The organism is Rahnella bruchi (genome assembly GCF_003614975.1).
Classification (GTDB): domain Bacteria; phylum Pseudomonadota; class Gammaproteobacteria; order Enterobacterales; family Enterobacteriaceae; genus Rahnella; species Rahnella bruchi.
On sequence record NZ_QZWI01000020.1, the window covers coordinates 62922 to 79523 of the forward strand.

Genomic DNA, 16602 nt, shown 5'->3' on the forward strand with positions numbered 1-16602 from the left:
ATTTAAAGCGAAAACAGGGGTGTCGCAGTCATAATTTGCGCCACCGTATATTTGAGTTGTTCGAGTACCTGTTCACGCGATGGCGAATTCATGTAATCCAGGTGCTGTAAATAAGGGCATGCCAGCGCTGCGATGACTTTATCCCCGTTGGCAAGTATTGGAACGGCAATATTATAAACGCCGACGGTTTGCTGGCTGGGCATCATTTCGTAGCCCTGCTGGCGGACCAGCGTTAACTGTTGCGCGAGTTCAGCGCTGATTGTACTGCCGGGGTTTTCACTTTCGCGCAGCATAAACTCGCGCTCGTTGGCGGACGAGAAAGCAAGCATCACATGTCCTGAGCCGGTATTCAGCAGATCCATCCGCGAACCCGTGCGAATACCAAAGCCCCAGTAACCTGGCGCATCAACCTGGGTGATAGCCGTCAGCGCGCCGCGATCGTAAACCACTAGATGACAGGCCTGTTTCGCCTCACGGGCAAACTCCCGCAGATACGGAAGGGCCTGCGTTGCCAGCCGGCGAAACGGTGAATGACGATTTCCCAGTTCAAAAATTTTCAACGACAGTTCGTACTGATCAACGCTGGTACGGATTACATATCCCCGGCGCACCAGACGGTCGAGCATGCGGTAGATTTCATTGGGCTTACGTCCCAGTACCTTAGCAATTTCCGCCTGTGAAATGCCCTCTTCGCGCCCCGCCAGCATCTCAATAATATCCAGCCCTTTATCAAGTGCCGGGGCACGATAGCGATCCTCCTGTCCTTCCTCGTCTTTATGGTCTTCCGCTTCTTGGCCACTCATTCTGCTTTTCCCCCTTACCTGTTCACCTGATCCGTTCAAATCTTATCATTTCTGTGAACTCATTCGAAATTTTACAGTAGGTAATACGAATTGTTGTGACACTCATATATGAATTCAAAATTCATTAATGGGTAATGCGAACATTTCAGTTACATTAAATCCCATCTTAAGAAACAAACCAGTAATGGAGTGGAAACTTATTATGACCGCAGAAAAAGTCAGGAAAGTATTGATCACCGGCGCAGCTCAGGGCATTGGCCGCGCCTCTGCTTTGCGGCTGGCAAAGGCGGGCTTCCATGTCATCGCCAGCGATGTGAATCGGGAAAAACTCAGTGAGCTGCAAGGCGTGGAGAATATCCAGACCGAGGCTCTTGATGTGCTGGACCGGGCGGATATGGACGCGTTGATCGCACGGGTCGGCACGATTGACGTGCTGTTTAACTGTGCCGGAGTCGTACATAACGGCACGGTAAAGACATGCTCGCGCAGTGATCTGGAGTTCGCCTGGCAACTGAATGTCTGCGCGCAATATGAGCTGATCCAGGCCGTGTTGCCTGGCATGTTGGCACAGCAGGAGGGCTGCATCATCAACATGGCCTCAGTGGCTTCCAGCATCAAAGGGGTGCCTGACCGCTTTGCCTACAGCGTGACGAAAGCCGCAGTGATTGGCCTGACAAAATCAGTCGCCGCTGATTACATCACTCAGGGTATTCGTTGCAATGCTATCTGTCCCGGTACGGTCGACAGCCCGTCGCTCCAGCAGCGTTTGCGCGCGCAGGGAGATTATGAAGCGGCACGTAAGGCCTTTATTGCCCGTCAGCCGATTGGCCGCATCGGTTCGCCGCAGGAGATAGCTGACCTGGTGTTGTATCTGGCGGACGCCAGTTTTACGACCGGTCAGATCCATATTATCGATGGCGGCTGGGCTGCCTGATCAATTCATTACACCGCGTAAGTTGGGGAAAAACGGATGAAATTATTACGCTACGGCCCGGTTGGGCATGAACAGCCTGGTTTACTTGATGATCAGGGGCGTATTCGCTCTCTCGCCGATCATATTAACGATATTGATGCTGCTGCACTCAGTGCAGAAAGTCTGGCCATGCTGGCGGCGCTGCCGGTGGAACAACTGCCGATAGTATCCGGTGAACAACGGATTGGGGCTTGTGTGGCGAACAGCCGAAAATTCATCTGTATCGGTCTTAACTATTCCGATCATGCCGCTGAAACAGGGGCAGTCGTCCCACCCGAACCCATTATTTTTATGAAATCCCCTGACGCCATTGTGGGCGCTAATGACCCGGTCGAGATCCCGCGTAATTCAGTAAAAACGGACTGGGAAGTGGAGCTGGGCGTGGTCATCGGCAAAACCGCCAAGTATGTCACGGAGGAAGAAGCGCTGGAGTATGTGGCGGGCTATTGCGTCATTAACGACTTATCCGAACGCGCCTTTCAGCTGGAGCATCAGGGTCAATGGTGCAAAGGAAAGAGCTGCGACACCTTTGGTCCGACAGGCCCCTGGCTGGTGACGCGTGATGAAGTACCTGACCCGCAGAATTTGTCTATGTGGCTGGAGGTTGATGATCACCGTTATCAAAACGGCTCAACGCAAACCATGGTCTACGGCGTCGCCTTTCTGATCGCTTACCTTTCGCGATTTATGAGCCTGCACCCCGGCGACATCATTTCTACCGGCACACCGCCGGGCGTAGGGATGGGGCAAAACCCGCCAGTTTATCTGCAAGCGGGCCAGCATATTCGCCTTGGCATTGACGGACTGGGTGAGCAGCACCAGGTCACTTACGCCGCTGATTGATCGTATTTTGCCTTTTTGACCGCAGGAGTTGATGTTTTATGGCCACCATTACGCACGTTGAGATTTTTATGGTTGAGCTACAGCCCAAAGTGAAGCGGGTTGATGCCATCCAATCGTTTGATTGTCAGGAAACGCCATTTGTCCGAATCACTGATGCTGATGGCGTGGTGGGCACGGGATACAGCTACACCATCGGGACCGGCGGGCCGGCGATCATTTCATTGCTGGAAAGAACGCTGGCACCGGCGCTAATCGGAAAAGACGCCGAGCAGATTGAGGGCATCTGGCATGAACTCTCTTTCATGACGCACGCGACCACGGTGGGGCCTTTGACCGCGCTGGCGCTGGCGGCCATCGATATTGCGCTATGGGATTTGCGTTGTCATCGTGCCCGGTTGCCGCTGCACCTGATGGCGGGCGGCGCGCAAGAAAGTATTCCGTTGTACACCACCGAAGGGGGCTGGCTGCATCTTTCGCCTGCGGCGCTGGTAGATGATGCGGCGAAGGCGAAGGCATCTGGTTTTCAGGGATGCAAAATTAAAGTCGGTCGCCCGGTCAATGAGGATGTTGCCCGCCTGCGTGCGGTACGCGATGCCGTAGGAGATTCGTTTGAAATTTTCACCGATGCTAATCAGGCGTTTAGGGTAGACGAAGCCATTCGCCGGGCGCGGCGGTATGAAGAGCTGGATATCGGCTGGCTGGAAGAGCCACTTCCCGCCGATGATATCAGCGGGCATGTGCGCCTTTCGCAGCACAGTTCGGTGCCGATTGCCGTCGGAGAAAGTCTGTATAGCGCGCTGCACTTTCGCGAGTATTTACAGCAGGGTGCCTGTTCCGTGGTGCAGGTGGACGTGGCTCGCATCGGCGGCATCACCCCCTGGTTGAAAGTGGCGCACCTGGCAGAGTGTTTCAATGTGCCTGTTTGCCCACATTTCCTGATGGAGCTGCATGTTTCACTCTGCACCGCAGTGCCTAACGCCCGCTGGCTCGAATATATTCCTCAGCTTGATGACCTGACCCATACCGGTTTGCGTATCGAAAATGGCCGGGCATTCCCCAGCGATCAGCCTGGTTTAGGTATTGACTGGAGTCAGCAGGCTATTGATGCGCACTGTGTTCCGGGATCGCGCCATGTCATCCGATAACGATGACGTGAATGTCATGCGCAAACGTTATGACATGCAGGCTCTCACTGCCCTGAGTTACACACTGCTTTCCCGTGCAGGCATGCCTGATGATAAGGCCCAGGCGGTGGCCGATGTGCTGGTGCGTGGCGAAGGATTTGGCTCCACGACGCACGGCCTTGTGCTGCTGCCTGCCTACCTGCGTGAGATTCACCAGGGCGGTATGAACCTTGAAGGTGAACCGCGTGTTATTCAGGATTTTGCGGCATGTCTGACATGGGATGGTAACAAACTGCCGGGCCCATGGCTGGTTCAGCGGGCGGTCAGCGAAGCGATTGTCCGCGCGCAGCGCTATGGCACGGCAACGGTTTCCGTGCAAAACAGCCACCACGCTGCCTGTCTGAGCGCATATCTTCAGGCAGCAACTGAACGCGGCTTTATCATTTTTATCTCCCTGACAGATCCGGGACACCGCAGCGTGGCGCCGTTTGGCGGTATCGGTGCGGTACTGACATCCAACCCCATTGCGCTGGGTGCGCCCACCAGTGGCGAGCCGATCCTGATTGATATGGCTACCTCGCTGGCAACCAATGCGACCGTGGCGCGTAAGCAGACGGCAGGCGAACATTTTTCTTCACCCATATTGCAGGATGCGCAGGGGCAACCCAGCGGTGATCCCTCGCTGCTCACGGGTGATACGCCGGGTACGATTTTGCCGCTCGGCGGTACGGATGCAGGACATAAAGGCTATGCACTGGGACTGATGGTGGAGATCCTCTCCGGTTGCCTGAGCGGGCGGGGCCGGGGCGAAGTTAATGAAGGCTGGAGCGCGGCCATTACCATTACCTTGCACTCGCCTGCCGCCATGGCAGGTAACGATGCTTATCTGAAACAAATTGACGCGTTGGTTCAGGCTTGCCACGACTCGCCGCCGAAACCCGGCATAAACCGCGTGAGATTGCCAGGTGAACGGGGTCTGGCGACGCTGGCTGAAGGGCAGCGAAACGGGCTCCCGTTATCCGAATCACTGATCGAAACGATCAGCCAACTGGCGGCAGAACAGGGGCTCAGTATGCCTCTTCCCATCGCCGGTCGCTGAAGTCCACACAGCTTTTATCACCGATAACAAGGAATACAGCTATGGTTCATACAATGAGAACTCCCCAAAAGGCGGGCGTCACAAAAGCCGTTGTCGCCTCTGTCATTGGTACGATTATTGAGTGGTTCGACTATGCGCTTTACGGTGCCGCTGCCGGGCTGATCATTAATCATATTTTCTTCCCCGAGTTGTCAGCGACCGCCGGGGTTCTGGCTGCGTTTGCCACCTTTGCCATCGGTTTCATCATGCGTCCTCTGGGCGGGGTCTTGATTTCACACTTTGGCGATCGTTTCGGGCGTAAACCCGCGCTGATTTTTTCCATTTCCCTGATGGGAATAGGAACTGTAACGATTGGGTTGCTGCCAGGATATGCGCAGATCGGAATATTGGCCCCCATTTTACTGGTGCTGATGCGCATGGTGCAGGGATTCGGCGCCGGGGCTGAGTATGCCGGTGCCGTTACGCTGGTTTATGAATATGCCCCCGTTCGCCTGCGCGGTTTTTTCACCGCACTGCTGCAATCCTCAACAGTGGTGGGCATCCTGTTTGCCAGCCTGGCATTCCTCGGTGTTTCACAGCTTTCGGAAACGGATATTATCAGCTGGGGCTGGCGCATACCCTTCCTGTCTTCAGCCGTATTGTTTGTCATTGCGTTGTACATTCGCCGGCAACTCGATGAAACACCGGAATATTTAGAAGTGATGCAAAAGGCCGAGCAGGATAAGAAAGATCATAAATTACCGCTCAAAATGCTGATAACGCGCTATCCCCGGCAGCTGTTTTATGGCTTCCTGGCGGTCACCGGCCATAATGCCAATGTCTATATTCTCAGCGCATTCAGTCTGAGTTATATGACCAACACCTTAGGTATTGCGAAATCACAAGCGCTGACGGCGCTGCTTATTGCTGCGCTATGCGGCGTGATCAGCGCGCCCATTATGGGATGGCTGGCGGATAAGTTTGGTGCAGCAAAAGTTTATATTCTGAGTGCTATTTTTACGGCGTTGTTTGCGTGGCCACTGTTTATGCTTCTGGACACAAAAAGTATGGAGTGGATCACTCTGGGGATGAGTATTGGCTTTATTGTAGGTTTTGGTGGCATGGCTGGGCCGCAGGGATTGCTGCTGGCGAAAATTTTCCCCACGCAATACCGTTTCTCGGGGATCAGCGTGGCACGTGAACTCAACAGCATGCTAATCGCCGGACCTACGCCACTGATTTGTGCATTATTGGTCCAATATGCTCATGGTAGTTCTCATTATGTTTCGGGCTACCTCGCCATCTGTTGTTTGATTACGGTGTTTGCCGTCATAAAGCTGGCAAGCTACGCAAATACATCGCATGAAACTTCCGCAGAAGCGGGGCGACAACAAATTGTTTAACTGACTCATCAGCCCGAAAGACAGTTTGCTCCCATCTGTGCATCAGGGAGCCGCTGCCTCAGGGGCGGTGGCGAAAACTTCGATACTCCGGGCTTTAAACGAGCTGCTTGACAGAATAATACTGACCCTTTAATTTTGTTGATACTATCAACAAATAGGGTTAACCATGTCGGCCATTCATTCGATCCGTACCGAGCTTCGCTATCTTGTCAGAGAACTGGGGCTGCTGGATAAAAACTGTTTTGATTCGGGTTTATCTCTGACGCAGGCGCATCTGCTGACCTATTTATCTAAAAACGGCGTGACGCCATTTGCTGAATTGTGCCTGCAACTGAGCATGGATAAAGCGTCACTGAGCCGTACGCTGAATGCGCTGGTGGATAAGAATTACGTTGAGGCCCTTGCCGGAGCTGAGGATAAACGTCTCAAAAGTTTTCAGCTGACGGCGGCAGGTGTACAGAAATTAGCGCAAGCAGATGGCGCTGCGGATAACGCATTTTCATTTGTTAATGATGAAATGGAATTACAGGATGTGAAGGAAGTAATAAAGGGATTGCGGACGCTGAGAATAAATACTTTTCGGCGGAATGCTTCGCTTCATCCGCAAAGAATACAAATAGAAATAATGCGCAGTCATTACCAGCCGGAAGTCATGAGGCTATTAACTGAAACATTTTCGCTGGAACAGAATATTCCGGCGGAAATGATTTCATTACCGCCGCAGTTGAAAAGTCAGTGCTGGATAGTCCGCTCAGGGGAATATATTCTCGGCACAGTAGCTGGCTGGCTGGAAAATAATCACTGGCACTGGGGAAGGTTTGCGGTGGATCCCGGCTATCGCGGAATGGGGATGGGTAAACAACTGGCGCGGGTTTCACTCGGGAAAATGTTAACGCAAACGGATAAAGTGCTGCTCGATGCGCGGGATTCAACGGTAAAGATTATCAGCGATCTGGGCGGGGTGATCACCGGTCCCACCACCGATTTTTACGGAATGCCGATTACGCCAATGCGTGTGAAGAAAGAGGATTTTACGGGTTTTGCGGATAATTAAAAATCCTCAGGCAAAAAATGAGAAAAGATAATTATTTCTTCAGCATATACAGGTCGATTTTACATCAGCCCGGTTTTATCCTTGGCATGTTCGTCATTAAAGGGTCAGGCGGCATGGGGGGCTATTTTTACGGATGTAATATTAATTTACTTCATTGACCATTTTACTCCTTTCCTTTTGTTGTTTTTAAGCTTTAATACAGCTCAGTACATTTATAAGAATGAGAGTTCACCGGAGTCGTGATTTGCAGCGTTTATCTTTATTGAGGATCCCCAGACTTCAGGTCGTGGTTCATCTTTGTGGCTTTCTGGTCTTTCTCTACAGCTTTTCCATGCTGCCTCCGATGCTGGTTGCGTTGTTTGACAAAGACCGCAGCTACTTTGTTTTTTTATCGACATTTTTGACGTTTTTCATGGTGGGCGGCCTGGCATGGTTGTTTACCAAACGCAGCGGTATACAGCTTAAAACCCGTGACGGCTTTATTATCATTGTCTTGTTCTGGCTGCTGTTTTCGTTGATCAGCGCCATGCCGCTGTGGCTGGATGATACGCTGGGGATGAGCTTTGCGGATGCGCTGTTTGAAGGGGTGTCGGGGATCACGACCACCGGGGCAACGGTGATCGGCAATGTCAGCGGGTTGTCGAAAACGTATCTATATTATCGCGCACAGCTCAATTTTATTGGCGGTTTGGGGGTTATTGTTTTGGCCGTGGCCGTTCTGCCCTTGCTCGGAATTGGTGGCGCAAAACTGTATCAGTCGGAAATGCCGGGTCCGTTTAAAGAAGAGCGTCTGACGCCACGCCTTGCCGATACTTCACGTACTCTCTGGCTGACATATGTATTGCTGGGGCTGGCGTGTTCGGCTGCTTATATGATGGCCGGGATGCCGGCTTTTGACGCACTTTGTCACGGCCTTTCCACTGTTTCTCTGGGCGGTTTTTCGACGCACAATGAAAGCATTGGTTATTATCACAGCAACGCGATTGAACTGGTTGCCGGTGCATTTTCCCTGCTATCAGGCATTAACTTTACCGTCTGGTTTATCGCCTTTTCCCGGCGGACGCTGAAACCCTTCCGGCAAAACGCTGAGCTGCGATTTTTCCTGCTGGTCACATTTATTATCGTGCTGATCGTTGCCTTGCAGGTCTGGCATGCCGGGATGTATAACCTGCGGGACAGTCTGGTTCACGCCTTCTTCCTCACCAGTTCGATGATTACCGACAACGGTCTGGCGACCGGCGATTACGCCAGTTGGCCATCGAATGTCATTGTGCTTTTGCTGATGGCCAGTTTTTTTGGCGGTTGCGTAGGTTCGACTTGCGGGGGTATCAAGGCGCTGCGCTTTCTGGTGATGTTTAAACAATCCCGTCAGGAAGTGCATCAGCTTTCACACCCGCGCGCACTGCTGCCGATCCGTGTCGGCGGCAGCGTCGTCACCGAACGCGTATTACGCTCAGTGTGGAGTTTCTTCTTCCTGTATATCCTGATCACTGTTTTCTTTGTCTGGGCGCTGAGCCTGATGGGCTATGACCTGATGACGTCGTTTGCTACCGTCGCTGCCTGCATCAATAACATGGGGCTGGGCTTTGGCGATACCGCCTCGACCTTCGACACACTCAACAGTGGTGCAAAATATCTGATGTGCGCCGCGATGATTTTGGGGCGTCTGGAAATCTATCCGGTATTAATACTTTTTTCCCGCTTCTTCTGGCGTGGATAACCGGCGAGATAATATTGCTGGCGCTGACAACGGGAAGGCTCAGGCCAGCAGTGGTCGCCATCCCAGACGGGTTTCAATCATTTTTGCCCCGTTTTGCGCCAGCGCCCGCAAATCCGGGAGGGTCTGATCCACCTTGCTGGCGGGAACGACAATTGAAATGGTGGCCCGGCATGCCCCGCTGGTGTCACATATGGGAGAAGCAATGCAGGCTACGGAGAAATCAGATTCGTTGGCCTGAATCGACAAACGTTGTTCCAGTGCGGTGAACGCACTTTGCGCCAGTCGCTGCGGATCGGTTTCGGCCTTTCCGGTGGGCGAGGGCGGTGCAGACGTTGTAAACAGTGCCAGCCTTTCTTCCAGACTCAGATGCCCCACCAGCAGGCGCCCGGATGCGGACCAGTTCAGCGGAATGCGCGTCCCGACGCGGGAGGCGACGTGAAAATGATCCCGTCCTTCGGCCATGGCCAGCACGACCATTTTATCGTCGTCACGGCCACAAATCTGGATCACTTCACCGCATTGCTGGCTAAGGTTTTCCATCTCTTGGGTCGCCACGGTCAGCAAATCCAGATTACGGCCATAAGATAAGCCGTAGTAGTAAAGACGCGGCCCGAGCCATATCAGCCCATTCTTCTGACGTTCGAGCATCGATTTGTTGACCAAATCATCTACCACAGAATAGATGGTCGATAGCGGTGCGCCCACCGCTTTCGCCATCTCATAACAGGTCAGCGATTGCTGTTGCTGTTGCAGCAGGTCTAACACCTGTATCGCGCGGTCTATGCCGCTGGTGCGTGGTCGCCTTTGCTGTGGTGACTGCTCTTCATTTTCCTGAGTCATGTTTATCTCGTCGCGGTTAATCAGGCCAGCGTAATATGGACTGCTCTCGTTGTAACAGGTATTGCCCGAAATCGGTAATTATCGGTTCAGGCGCGCGCTGCGCGTTATCGAGTTCTCCGGCTATCTTCGCAAGCACAATGTGCTCCTGCTCAGGATGGAGATTGCAGGGGTCGAGATAAAAATAGCCCAGTTCCGCCTGATGATCACGAACGATAACCGCCGGTTTTCCTGCCGCCAGTGCACTGCACAGATCCCAGGCGGTGATCTTAGCCTGCGCCGGGTCAACCTCAATTTTGCAGCGTGAAAGCGGATTTCCGGTGGGATCGGCTTCCAGCGAAACCCGGATACCTTTCCGGTTTTGCAGGCCGCTCATCCACAGTGTCAGCGCCCGGTTCTCCCGCTCACGGATGGCGTGATGATCGCGCTTTTGCCACGCCTGTAACGCGGCAATCGTGCCATAAACGCTCTCCTTGCCCGCTTTCATACCGCGCGCGATACCGCGATTTTGTAACCAGGCGTAGCGCACCCAGGATTTTTTACCGGCCACAATGCCGGACGTCGGCCCCCCGAGAAACTTATGCCCGGAGTAAATCACGATATCTGCGCCCTCGGCCAGAAAACGCTGTAAATCATACTCAGAAGCGGCATCCACAATGACCGGAACCCCTTGTTCGTGGGCAATCTGGCAAAAAAGCGCTAAGGGCAACTGCCCGTGATCGACAACGTGGTGCGACACGATATACACCGCCGCCGCCGTACGTTCAGTAATACTTTGTCTGAGATGATAAGCAGAACACTGCGTCGCATAACCGACACGCACACATTTTGCGCCGGTCAGACGGATACCTTGTTCCACCGGCGCGCCATAGCTGACCAGATGACCCGCCTGTACCACCACTTCGTTTTTGGGCGTGCTGAGTTCCGGCAGCTGTTCGATAGCCAGCAGGTTGTCCTGAGTCAGGCAACCTGCGACCGCCATTGAAATTCCGGACGCGCAGGAAGCCGTAATAAAACCTGCTTCAGCCCCGGTCAGTTGCGCAATGACGCCACTGGCAAAACGCTGTAACTCTTCCATCCTGACGAATTCCGGCAGAATTTTCAGTATGGCGTCTATCGCCTCAGGCACGACAATAGACGAACCCAGATAGGTCATGGTTCCGGCCACGTTGACCACCGGCGTCAGCGGTAAGGCCTGTGCCAGTTCAGTATTTTTCATTTTTACCGTTCTCCGCAGAGTTATTCGAATTCGACGATCGCTTCAATTTCGACAGTAATTTGATCGGGTAATGAAGAGAAACCGACGGCGGAGCGGGCGTGGATCCCCTGCTTACCAAAAACGCCGACCAGCAAATCCGAGCAGCCGTTGATCACTTTGGGGTGATCGCTAAATTCATTGTCGGCATTCACCATGCCCAACAGTTTTACCACCTGTTTCACCCGACCTAAATCCCCCAGCGCTTCATGCATCACCGCCAGCAGATTGATGCCGGTCAGTCTGGCATGCTGATAAGCGTCCTCAGCAGAAATATCGCGCCCGACTTTGCCGCGTTGTTTGCTGTTATCCGCGCCCACCGGGCCCTGACCGGAAAGAAACAGCAAATTACCTGAGATGATGTGAGAACTAAAATTAGCAACGGGAGCAGGAGAAACCGGCAATACAATGCCCATCTCCGCCAGCCGCTGGTAAGGCATACTCTGCCGGTTATTGGTATGCATTATCGTGTCTTCCTTGTTCCTGAAGGTTAAGTTCATGCAGGCGAACGCAGCTCACCCAATGTTCATCGCTGACGTGCTGTTCGGCCGGAACCTCCGCCGCACAAAGCGCTGTCGCATAAGGGCAGCGGGTACGGAATACGCATCCGGAAGGCGGCGAAATAGGGCTGGGAATATCGCCCCTGAGCACGATGCGCTGTTTTTTCCGGGTAGGGTCCGGCACCGGTGCGGCAGAAAGTAAGGCCTGAGTATAGGGATGGCGCGGTCGGGCATAGACTTCCCGGCAAGGCCCGCGCTCCATGACGCGACCGAGGTACATCACAACCACTTCATCACACAGATATTCCACGACGGTCAGATCGTGCGCGATGAACAACAGGGTTAATCCCAGAGAGCGTTGCAGTTCGCCCAGCAGGTTCAGCACCTGAGCCTGCACCGACACATCCAGCGCTGAAACCGATTCATCAGCCACGATAAAATCGGGTTCGACCGCGATGGCGCGGGCGATACCAATACGCTGGCGCTGACCGCCGGAAAACTCATGCGGATAACGGTCCGCGTGCTCTGCCTGTAACCCCACGCGTTGCAGCAGTTCTTCTACGCGTGCTTTTCGTGCCTCTCCTTTGGGGAAACCGGCAGTATTGAGCGCTTCACCGATGATTTGTGATACACGCATCCGGGGATTCAGGCTGGAAAAGGGATCCTGAAAGATGATCTGCATTTTCTGCCGGTAGCGTTTCATCTCTTTAGACGGCAGCGACAGCACATCGGTGTCGTTGAAAAACACCTGTCCGGCGGTCGGTTCCAGCAGGCGTAAAATAGCCCGTCCTGCGGTGGTTTTTCCTGAACCTGATTCACCCACCAGCCCGACGGTGTGACCGCGTTTGATGTCAAACGTCAGTGCTTCAACGGCGTGAACCGTGCGGCCATCCTGCGTTTTAAAATACTGGCATAAACCTTCGACGCGCAGCAGTGGCGCAGGCTGAGAAGTGAAAGAGTCACTCATAACTGTTCACTCCTTATGCAGCGCGACCAGGTATTTTTACCCACGCTGCGCAGCGCTGGCCGGGCAACCAGACAGTCACTGCTCACGTATTCACAGCGTGGGGAAAACGCGCATCCTGCCGGTAACTCGCTTAAAGAAGGCACGGCTCCGGGGATGGCGTAAAGTTCGCCGCGCGAACCATCCTCCGCCGCGTTGTGATTATTCGGTGTGCAGGCCAGTAAACCACGGGTGTAAGGGTGTGCCGGACGTGAAAACAGCGTTTCGACCGGTGCGTGTTCCACGACTCTTCCGGCGTACATCACCACCACATCCTGGGCAATTTCCGCCACGACGCCGAGATTATGAGTGATAAAGATAATGCTCATTCCCAGGTCAGCTTGCAGACGTTTTAGCAGGTCGAGGATCTGCGCCTGAATGGTCACATCCAGCGCGGTGGTGGGCTCATCGGCAATCAGCAGGGCAGGGTTGCAGGAGAGTGCCAGTGCGATCATCACGCGCTGGCGCATCCCGCCGGACATGCTGTGCGGATAATCATCAATTCGGGTAGCCGCCGCCGGAATTTCGACTTTCTCCAGCATTTCGATAGCACTGCGCCGCGCGTCCTTTTTTGAGATGGGCTGGTGCAGGGTGATCATTTCCATTATCTGATCTCCCACTGTAAAGAGCGGATTCAGGCTGGTCATCGGCTCCTGAAAAATCATCGCAATTTCTTTGCCACGCACCTTCCGGTATTGCGCCGCAGTGAACCTGTCCAGACGTAATGGTTCCTGCTGCCGGTTGCGGTAGTGAATTTCGCCGCCGGAGACATGACCGTTTTTTCCCAGTAATCCCATGACTGACAGGCTGGTGACTGATTTCCCGGAACCGGATTCCCCGACAATCGCCAACGTCTGACCCCGTTTGAGCTCAAACGTCACGCCGTCAACGGGAATGACATTCTGGCGTTTCGTGGTGAAAGACGTTTGCAAATCTCTGACCGATAAAATGACGTCATCATCTTTTGCCAGACTCATACATGCCCCCCGCACGTGCAACGTGGCGACTGTTCTGCGGGCTGATAACGTGAGGCCGTCCAGTGCTGTGCGCCCAGCACGGTGTAGCGCGGGTCAAAGACCTGCTTAAGTGCGCTGGGAACCCCTTTGGAATCACGTACAATCAGGTCGGAATCATTGATTTCAAACAGGGTGAAATTGGCCGCCGCGCCCGACTCAAGCATCGCCGGATACGGACGACGGATCACCTCGCGTGGCCGGGTGCTGGACGCGCGGATCACGTCTTCCAGCGGCATGCCTAATGACAACAATTTCGACATGGTGGTGGACATATCCCATACCGAGCCCGGCATAGAACGCTTGTGGATGTCGGTGGAAATGGTGTCCGGCAACAGTTTATTGCTCAGCGCGGCTTTAGCGACTTCAAACGAAAACGACGCGCCGCCATGACCGACATCCATCACCACGCCCCGCTGCTGCGACTCTTCCACCAGCCGGTACAATTCTTCATCTTCCAGAATCGAACCGCCGATTTTTCCGTTAAAACAATGGGTAATGATGTCACCTTCGCCCAGCGTTTTAAGCACGTCGTCGTAAAGCGGCAGCGGTTCGCCAACGTGCACCATAATCGGCAATTTCAGGATGCGTCCCAGCTTCTTAGCCAGTTTCACCGGCGCGATATCCCAGCCTGCGGTAATGGTGCCACTGGCGCGGACTTTCAGGCCGACAATCAGATCCCGATTAGCTTCAACGGTGGTGGCAATGCGGTCGATATCCACCGATGCCAGTCCGGTAAGTTCACTGACACGGTTACAGGCCACCAGACCGATGGAACCCAGATTCAGAAAGGCAAAAATGTCTTCGCTGGCCGAGTCGATAATCAGTTCACGCAAACCGTGAAAATTGGCTTCTCCGGCAGAACCGGCATCGACCAGCGTGGTGACTCCACGGGACAAACCACAAATTTCAGGCCGGATGGAAATGTCTGTGCCGCCGTACCAGATATGCGTATGCAAATCGGTCCAGCCAGGGGACAGCCAGCAGCGGTTGCCGTTGATCACTTCCACGTCGCTGCCCGCGCGGATCTCCGGGGCGCTCCGTATCACTTGTCCGTTCCTGCCGATCAGCACATCAATGCAGCCATTAAGCACATCGGGAACCGGGCCGAAACCTATCGGCTTAACTGCTTTGATCAGCAAAGCTTCTTCAGATTGTGTGTTGTGAGTGTTCATCAGGCACCTTTTGAAAGTCGAGGATCGAGTAAATCGCGCAATCCGTCACCCAGTAATTGCAGCGACAGCACGGTAATCACGATGGCAATGCCAGGGAACAACATGATCCAGCCCGCCTGGTCGATATACTGACGGCCCTGGCTTATCATGGTTCCCCATGTCGGAATGTCGGGAGAAATACCCACGCCGAGGAATGACAAACCGGCCTCGGCAAGAATGGCGTTGGCAAAGATGAAGGTACATTGCACCAGCAGGGGTGAGGTCAGGTTGCGCAAAATATGGCGGTACAAAATGACCGGCGTTGGCACCGCCAGGGCTTTTGCCGCTTCGACATACGGCAGTTCACGAATAACCAGCGTCGAGGCGCGGATAACCCTGGCCATTCGCGGCGTGTAGACGATACCGAGCGCAATCACCACATTGGTGGCCGACGGCCCCAGCGCGGCAACCAGTGCAATCGCCAGCAGAATGTCCGGAAACGCCATCATCGCGTCAATCAGGCGCGAAACGGGCGCATCCAGCGCACGGAAATATCCCGCCAGAAGCCCCAGTAAAACGCCGGTGACAGAAGTAAATACCACGACGGCGATCCCCACGCTCAGAGACGTTTGCCCGGCAAACAGCATTCTGGAAAAGATATCGCGCCCCAGTTCGTCAGTGCCGAAGAGATGCGCGGCTTCCGGGCCTTTCAGGCGTTGCATAATTGCCAGCTGGCTGGGTGAAAAAGGGGCAATCCAGGGAGCCAGCACCGCACTGACTACGATAAATATCAGTAAAATCAGCGCGACTGCCGTGGTCGGACGCGACACTAACTGCCACATAAATGAGTCATGGCGGGAATGGCGGGCCACTGTAATGGATGAAATAGACATTAGCGACGTACCCTCGGGTCAACCCATAAATACAACATATCGACGGCGAAATTCATCAGCACGTAGAGGCCGGAAACCACCAGCAGCGTGCCCTGGATAACCGGATAGTCCCTGCGTAAAACGGCTGAAACGGTCAGGCTGCCCACACCGGGGAGTCCGAACACCGTTTCGGTGACGATAGCCCCGGAGATCAGCAGCGCCGCCGTCAGACCAATCACCGTAACGACGGGAATCAATGCGTTTTTGAAGGCATGTTTTACGACGACGCGAAATTCGGACAGCCCTTTGGCACGCGCAGTGCGCACGTAATCATCGTTGAGCACGTCGAGCATGCTGGCGCGGGTAAAACGCATGATCAGTGCAGAAGAAACCACGCCCAGTGACAGCGCAGGCAGCACCAGATGATGCATCCGCTGGGCGAAAGAGGCATCGGGCCCGCCGTAACCCGAGGTATCAAACCACCCCAACCTGACGGCAAAAAACTGGATGAACAGCAAACCCAACCAAAATGACGGCACGCTGGCCGACAGCATGGCGACCCCCGTGGCAATCTGATCAAACAACGAGCCCCGGTAATACGCGGACAAAATGCCTACCGGCAGCGCGATAATTGTGGCGATCAGCAGCGCCATAAGGGTCAGGAAAAAGGTCGGTTCAGCGCGTTGCCACAGGGCCTCTGTCACCGGAATATTGAGAAATATCGAACGCCCGAGATCCCCCTGCAATACGCTGCCGATATAGTGGACAAACTGTTGCCAGAGCGGGGCATTCAGCCCCAGCTGATCCCGCAATGCAGCAATATCTGCCCCTGTCGCATCCGGCCCCAACATGACCGCAGCCGGATCGCCGGGGGTGATGTGCACGATGAGGAACACCAGCGAAACCACCAGCGTCATGACCACCAGCATGCCAAATAAACGATTCAAAATTGAACGTAACATGTTAAGTC

General features: G+C 54.1%; 16 protein-coding genes. 7 read left to right on the top strand and 9 right to left on the bottom strand.

Annotation, left to right across the window (positions count from 1 at the left end):
* Window positions 1-2: 2 nt before the first annotated feature.
* Window positions 3-803: an IclR family transcriptional regulator gene (locus D5398_RS22945; RefSeq protein ID WP_120509675.1), complete on the bottom strand. Its 801-nt coding sequence runs from the start codon at window positions 801-803 to the stop codon at window positions 3-5.
* A 202-nt stretch (window positions 804-1005) separates the two neighbouring features.
* Between D5398_RS22945 and D5398_RS22950 the strand changes: the two genes are divergently transcribed.
* From D5398_RS22950 to D5398_RS22980, 7 genes are all read left to right on the top strand, one after another.
* Window positions 1006-1737 (top strand): SDR family oxidoreductase, encoded by a 732-nt coding sequence (locus tag D5398_RS22950; RefSeq protein ID WP_120509708.1) that lies wholly within the window; start codon window positions 1006-1008, stop codon window positions 1735-1737.
* A gap of 36 nt (window positions 1738-1773) precedes the next feature.
* Window positions 1774-2619: a fumarylacetoacetate hydrolase family protein gene (locus tag D5398_RS22955; protein ID WP_120509676.1), complete on the top strand. Its 846-nt coding sequence runs from the start codon at window positions 1774-1776 to the stop codon at window positions 2617-2619.
* A 38-nt stretch (window positions 2620-2657) separates the two neighbouring features.
* Window positions 2658-3764 carry a mandelate racemase/muconate lactonizing enzyme family protein gene (locus D5398_RS22960; RefSeq protein ID WP_120509677.1) on the top strand — a complete coding sequence of 369 codons (1107 nt, stop codon included), beginning with the start codon at window positions 2658-2660 and terminating at the stop codon, window positions 3762-3764.
* Window positions 3751-4842, top strand: coding sequence for an Ldh family oxidoreductase (locus D5398_RS22965; RefSeq protein ID WP_162940820.1), 1092 nt, complete (start codon window positions 3751-3753; stop codon window positions 4840-4842). Before D5398_RS22960 ends, D5398_RS22965 begins: the two co-directional genes overlap by 14 nt.
* A gap of 53 nt (window positions 4843-4895) precedes the next feature.
* Window positions 4896-6224, top strand: coding sequence for an MFS transporter (locus D5398_RS22970; protein WP_208646058.1), 1329 nt, complete (start codon window positions 4896-4898; stop codon window positions 6222-6224).
* Window positions 6225-6390: 166 nt separating this feature from the next.
* Entirely contained in the window at window positions 6391-7278 is an 888-nt protein-coding gene (locus D5398_RS22975; RefSeq protein WP_120509680.1) for a bifunctional helix-turn-helix transcriptional regulator/GNAT family N-acetyltransferase, read from the top strand.
* Between the two features lie 244 nt (window positions 7279-7522).
* Window positions 7523-8998: a TrkH family potassium uptake protein gene (locus D5398_RS22980; RefSeq protein WP_279635016.1), complete on the top strand. Its 1476-nt coding sequence runs from the start codon at window positions 7523-7525 to the stop codon at window positions 8996-8998.
* A 39-nt stretch (window positions 8999-9037) separates the two neighbouring features.
* Here the strand turns inward: D5398_RS22980 and D5398_RS22985 are convergent, their stop codons facing one another.
* Genes D5398_RS22985 through D5398_RS25545 form a run of 8 tightly spaced genes read right to left on the bottom strand, consistent with a single transcriptional unit; the run spans window position 9038 to window position 16594 of the window.
* A complete protein-coding gene (locus tag D5398_RS22985; RefSeq protein ID WP_120509682.1) occupies window positions 9038-9838 on the bottom strand; it encodes an IclR family transcriptional regulator in 801 nt (266 codons plus the stop codon).
* Window positions 9839-9854: 16 nt separating this feature from the next.
* The gene (locus D5398_RS22990; RefSeq protein ID WP_120509683.1) at window positions 9855-11054 is read right to left on the bottom strand and encodes an aminotransferase class V-fold PLP-dependent enzyme; all 1200 of its coding nucleotides are present in this window, start codon (window positions 11052-11054) and stop codon (window positions 9855-9857) included.
* 20 nt (window positions 11055-11074) lie between these two features.
* Window positions 11075-11554, bottom strand: coding sequence for a RidA family protein (locus D5398_RS22995; RefSeq protein WP_120509684.1), 480 nt, complete (start codon window positions 11552-11554; stop codon window positions 11075-11077).
* Window positions 11541-12557, bottom strand: coding sequence for an ABC transporter ATP-binding protein (locus D5398_RS23000; RefSeq protein WP_120509685.1), 1017 nt, complete (start codon window positions 12555-12557; stop codon window positions 11541-11543). The genes D5398_RS22995 and D5398_RS23000 overlap by 14 nt, the downstream gene beginning before the upstream one ends.
* Complete coding sequence (locus D5398_RS23005) at window positions 12554-13570, bottom strand: ABC transporter ATP-binding protein (protein ID WP_120509686.1); 1017 nt, start codon at window positions 13568-13570, stop codon at window positions 12554-12556. The genes D5398_RS23000 and D5398_RS23005 overlap by 4 nt, the downstream gene beginning before the upstream one ends.
* A complete protein-coding gene (locus D5398_RS23010) occupies window positions 13567-14781 on the bottom strand; it encodes an amidohydrolase/deacetylase family metallohydrolase (protein ID WP_120509687.1) in 1215 nt (404 codons plus the stop codon). Before D5398_RS23010 ends, D5398_RS23005 begins: the two co-directional genes overlap by 4 nt.
* Entirely contained in the window at window positions 14781-15653 is an 873-nt protein-coding gene (locus D5398_RS23015) for an ABC transporter permease (protein ID WP_208646060.1), read from the bottom strand. Before D5398_RS23015 ends, D5398_RS23010 begins: the two co-directional genes overlap by 1 nt.
* Window positions 15653-16594 carry an ABC transporter permease gene (locus D5398_RS25545; protein WP_208646062.1) on the bottom strand — a complete coding sequence of 314 codons (942 nt, stop codon included), beginning with the start codon at window positions 16592-16594 and terminating at the stop codon, window positions 15653-15655. Before D5398_RS25545 ends, D5398_RS23015 begins: the two co-directional genes overlap by 1 nt.
* Between the last annotated feature and the right edge of the window lie 8 nt (window positions 16595-16602).

What these genes read in the sequence shown, in the direction of transcription:
- D5398_RS23005 (WP_120509686.1), bottom strand. Translation starts at nt 13,570, where the DNA reads ATGAGTCTGGCAAAAGATGATGACGTCATTTTATCGGTCAGAGATTTG.
- D5398_RS22950 (WP_120509708.1), top strand. Translation starts at nt 1,006, where the DNA reads ATGACCGCAGAAAAAGTCAGGAAAGTATTGATCACCGGCGCAGCTCAG.
- D5398_RS22970 (WP_208646058.1), top strand. Translation starts at nt 4,896, where the DNA reads ATGAGAACTCCCCAAAAGGCGGGCGTCACAAAAGCCGTTGTCGCCTCT.
- D5398_RS22945 (WP_120509675.1), bottom strand. Translation starts at nt 803, where the DNA reads ATGAGTGGCCAAGAAGCGGAAGACCATAAAGACGAGGAAGGACAGGAG.
- D5398_RS25545 (WP_208646062.1), bottom strand. Translation starts at nt 16,594, where the DNA reads ATGTTACGTTCAATTTTGAATCGTTTATTTGGCATGCTGGTGGTCATG.
- D5398_RS22990 (WP_120509683.1), bottom strand. Translation starts at nt 11,054, where the DNA reads ATGAAAAATACTGAACTGGCACAGGCCTTACCGCTGACGCCGGTGGTC.
- D5398_RS23000 (WP_120509685.1), bottom strand. Translation starts at nt 12,557, where the DNA reads ATGAGTGACTCTTTCACTTCTCAGCCTGCGCCACTGCTGCGCGTCGAA.
- D5398_RS22985 (WP_120509682.1), bottom strand. Translation starts at nt 9,838, where the DNA reads ATGACTCAGGAAAATGAAGAGCAGTCACCACAGCAAAGGCGACCACGC.
- D5398_RS22965 (WP_162940820.1), top strand. Translation starts at nt 3,751, where the DNA reads ATGTCATCCGATAACGATGACGTGAATGTCATGCGCAAACGTTATGAC.
- D5398_RS23015 (WP_208646060.1), bottom strand. Translation starts at nt 15,653, where the DNA reads ATGTCTATTTCATCCATTACAGTGGCCCGCCATTCCCGCCATGACTCA.
- D5398_RS22960 (WP_120509677.1), top strand. Translation starts at nt 2,658, where the DNA reads ATGGCCACCATTACGCACGTTGAGATTTTTATGGTTGAGCTACAGCCC.
- D5398_RS22975 (WP_120509680.1), top strand. Translation starts at nt 6,391, where the DNA reads ATGTCGGCCATTCATTCGATCCGTACCGAGCTTCGCTATCTTGTCAGA.
- D5398_RS22995 (WP_120509684.1), bottom strand. Translation starts at nt 11,554, where the DNA reads ATGCATACCAATAACCGGCAGAGTATGCCTTACCAGCGGCTGGCGGAG.
- D5398_RS23010 (WP_120509687.1), bottom strand. Translation starts at nt 14,781, where the DNA reads ATGAACACTCACAACACACAATCTGAAGAAGCTTTGCTGATCAAAGCA.
- D5398_RS22955 (WP_120509676.1), top strand. Translation starts at nt 1,774, where the DNA reads ATGAAATTATTACGCTACGGCCCGGTTGGGCATGAACAGCCTGGTTTA.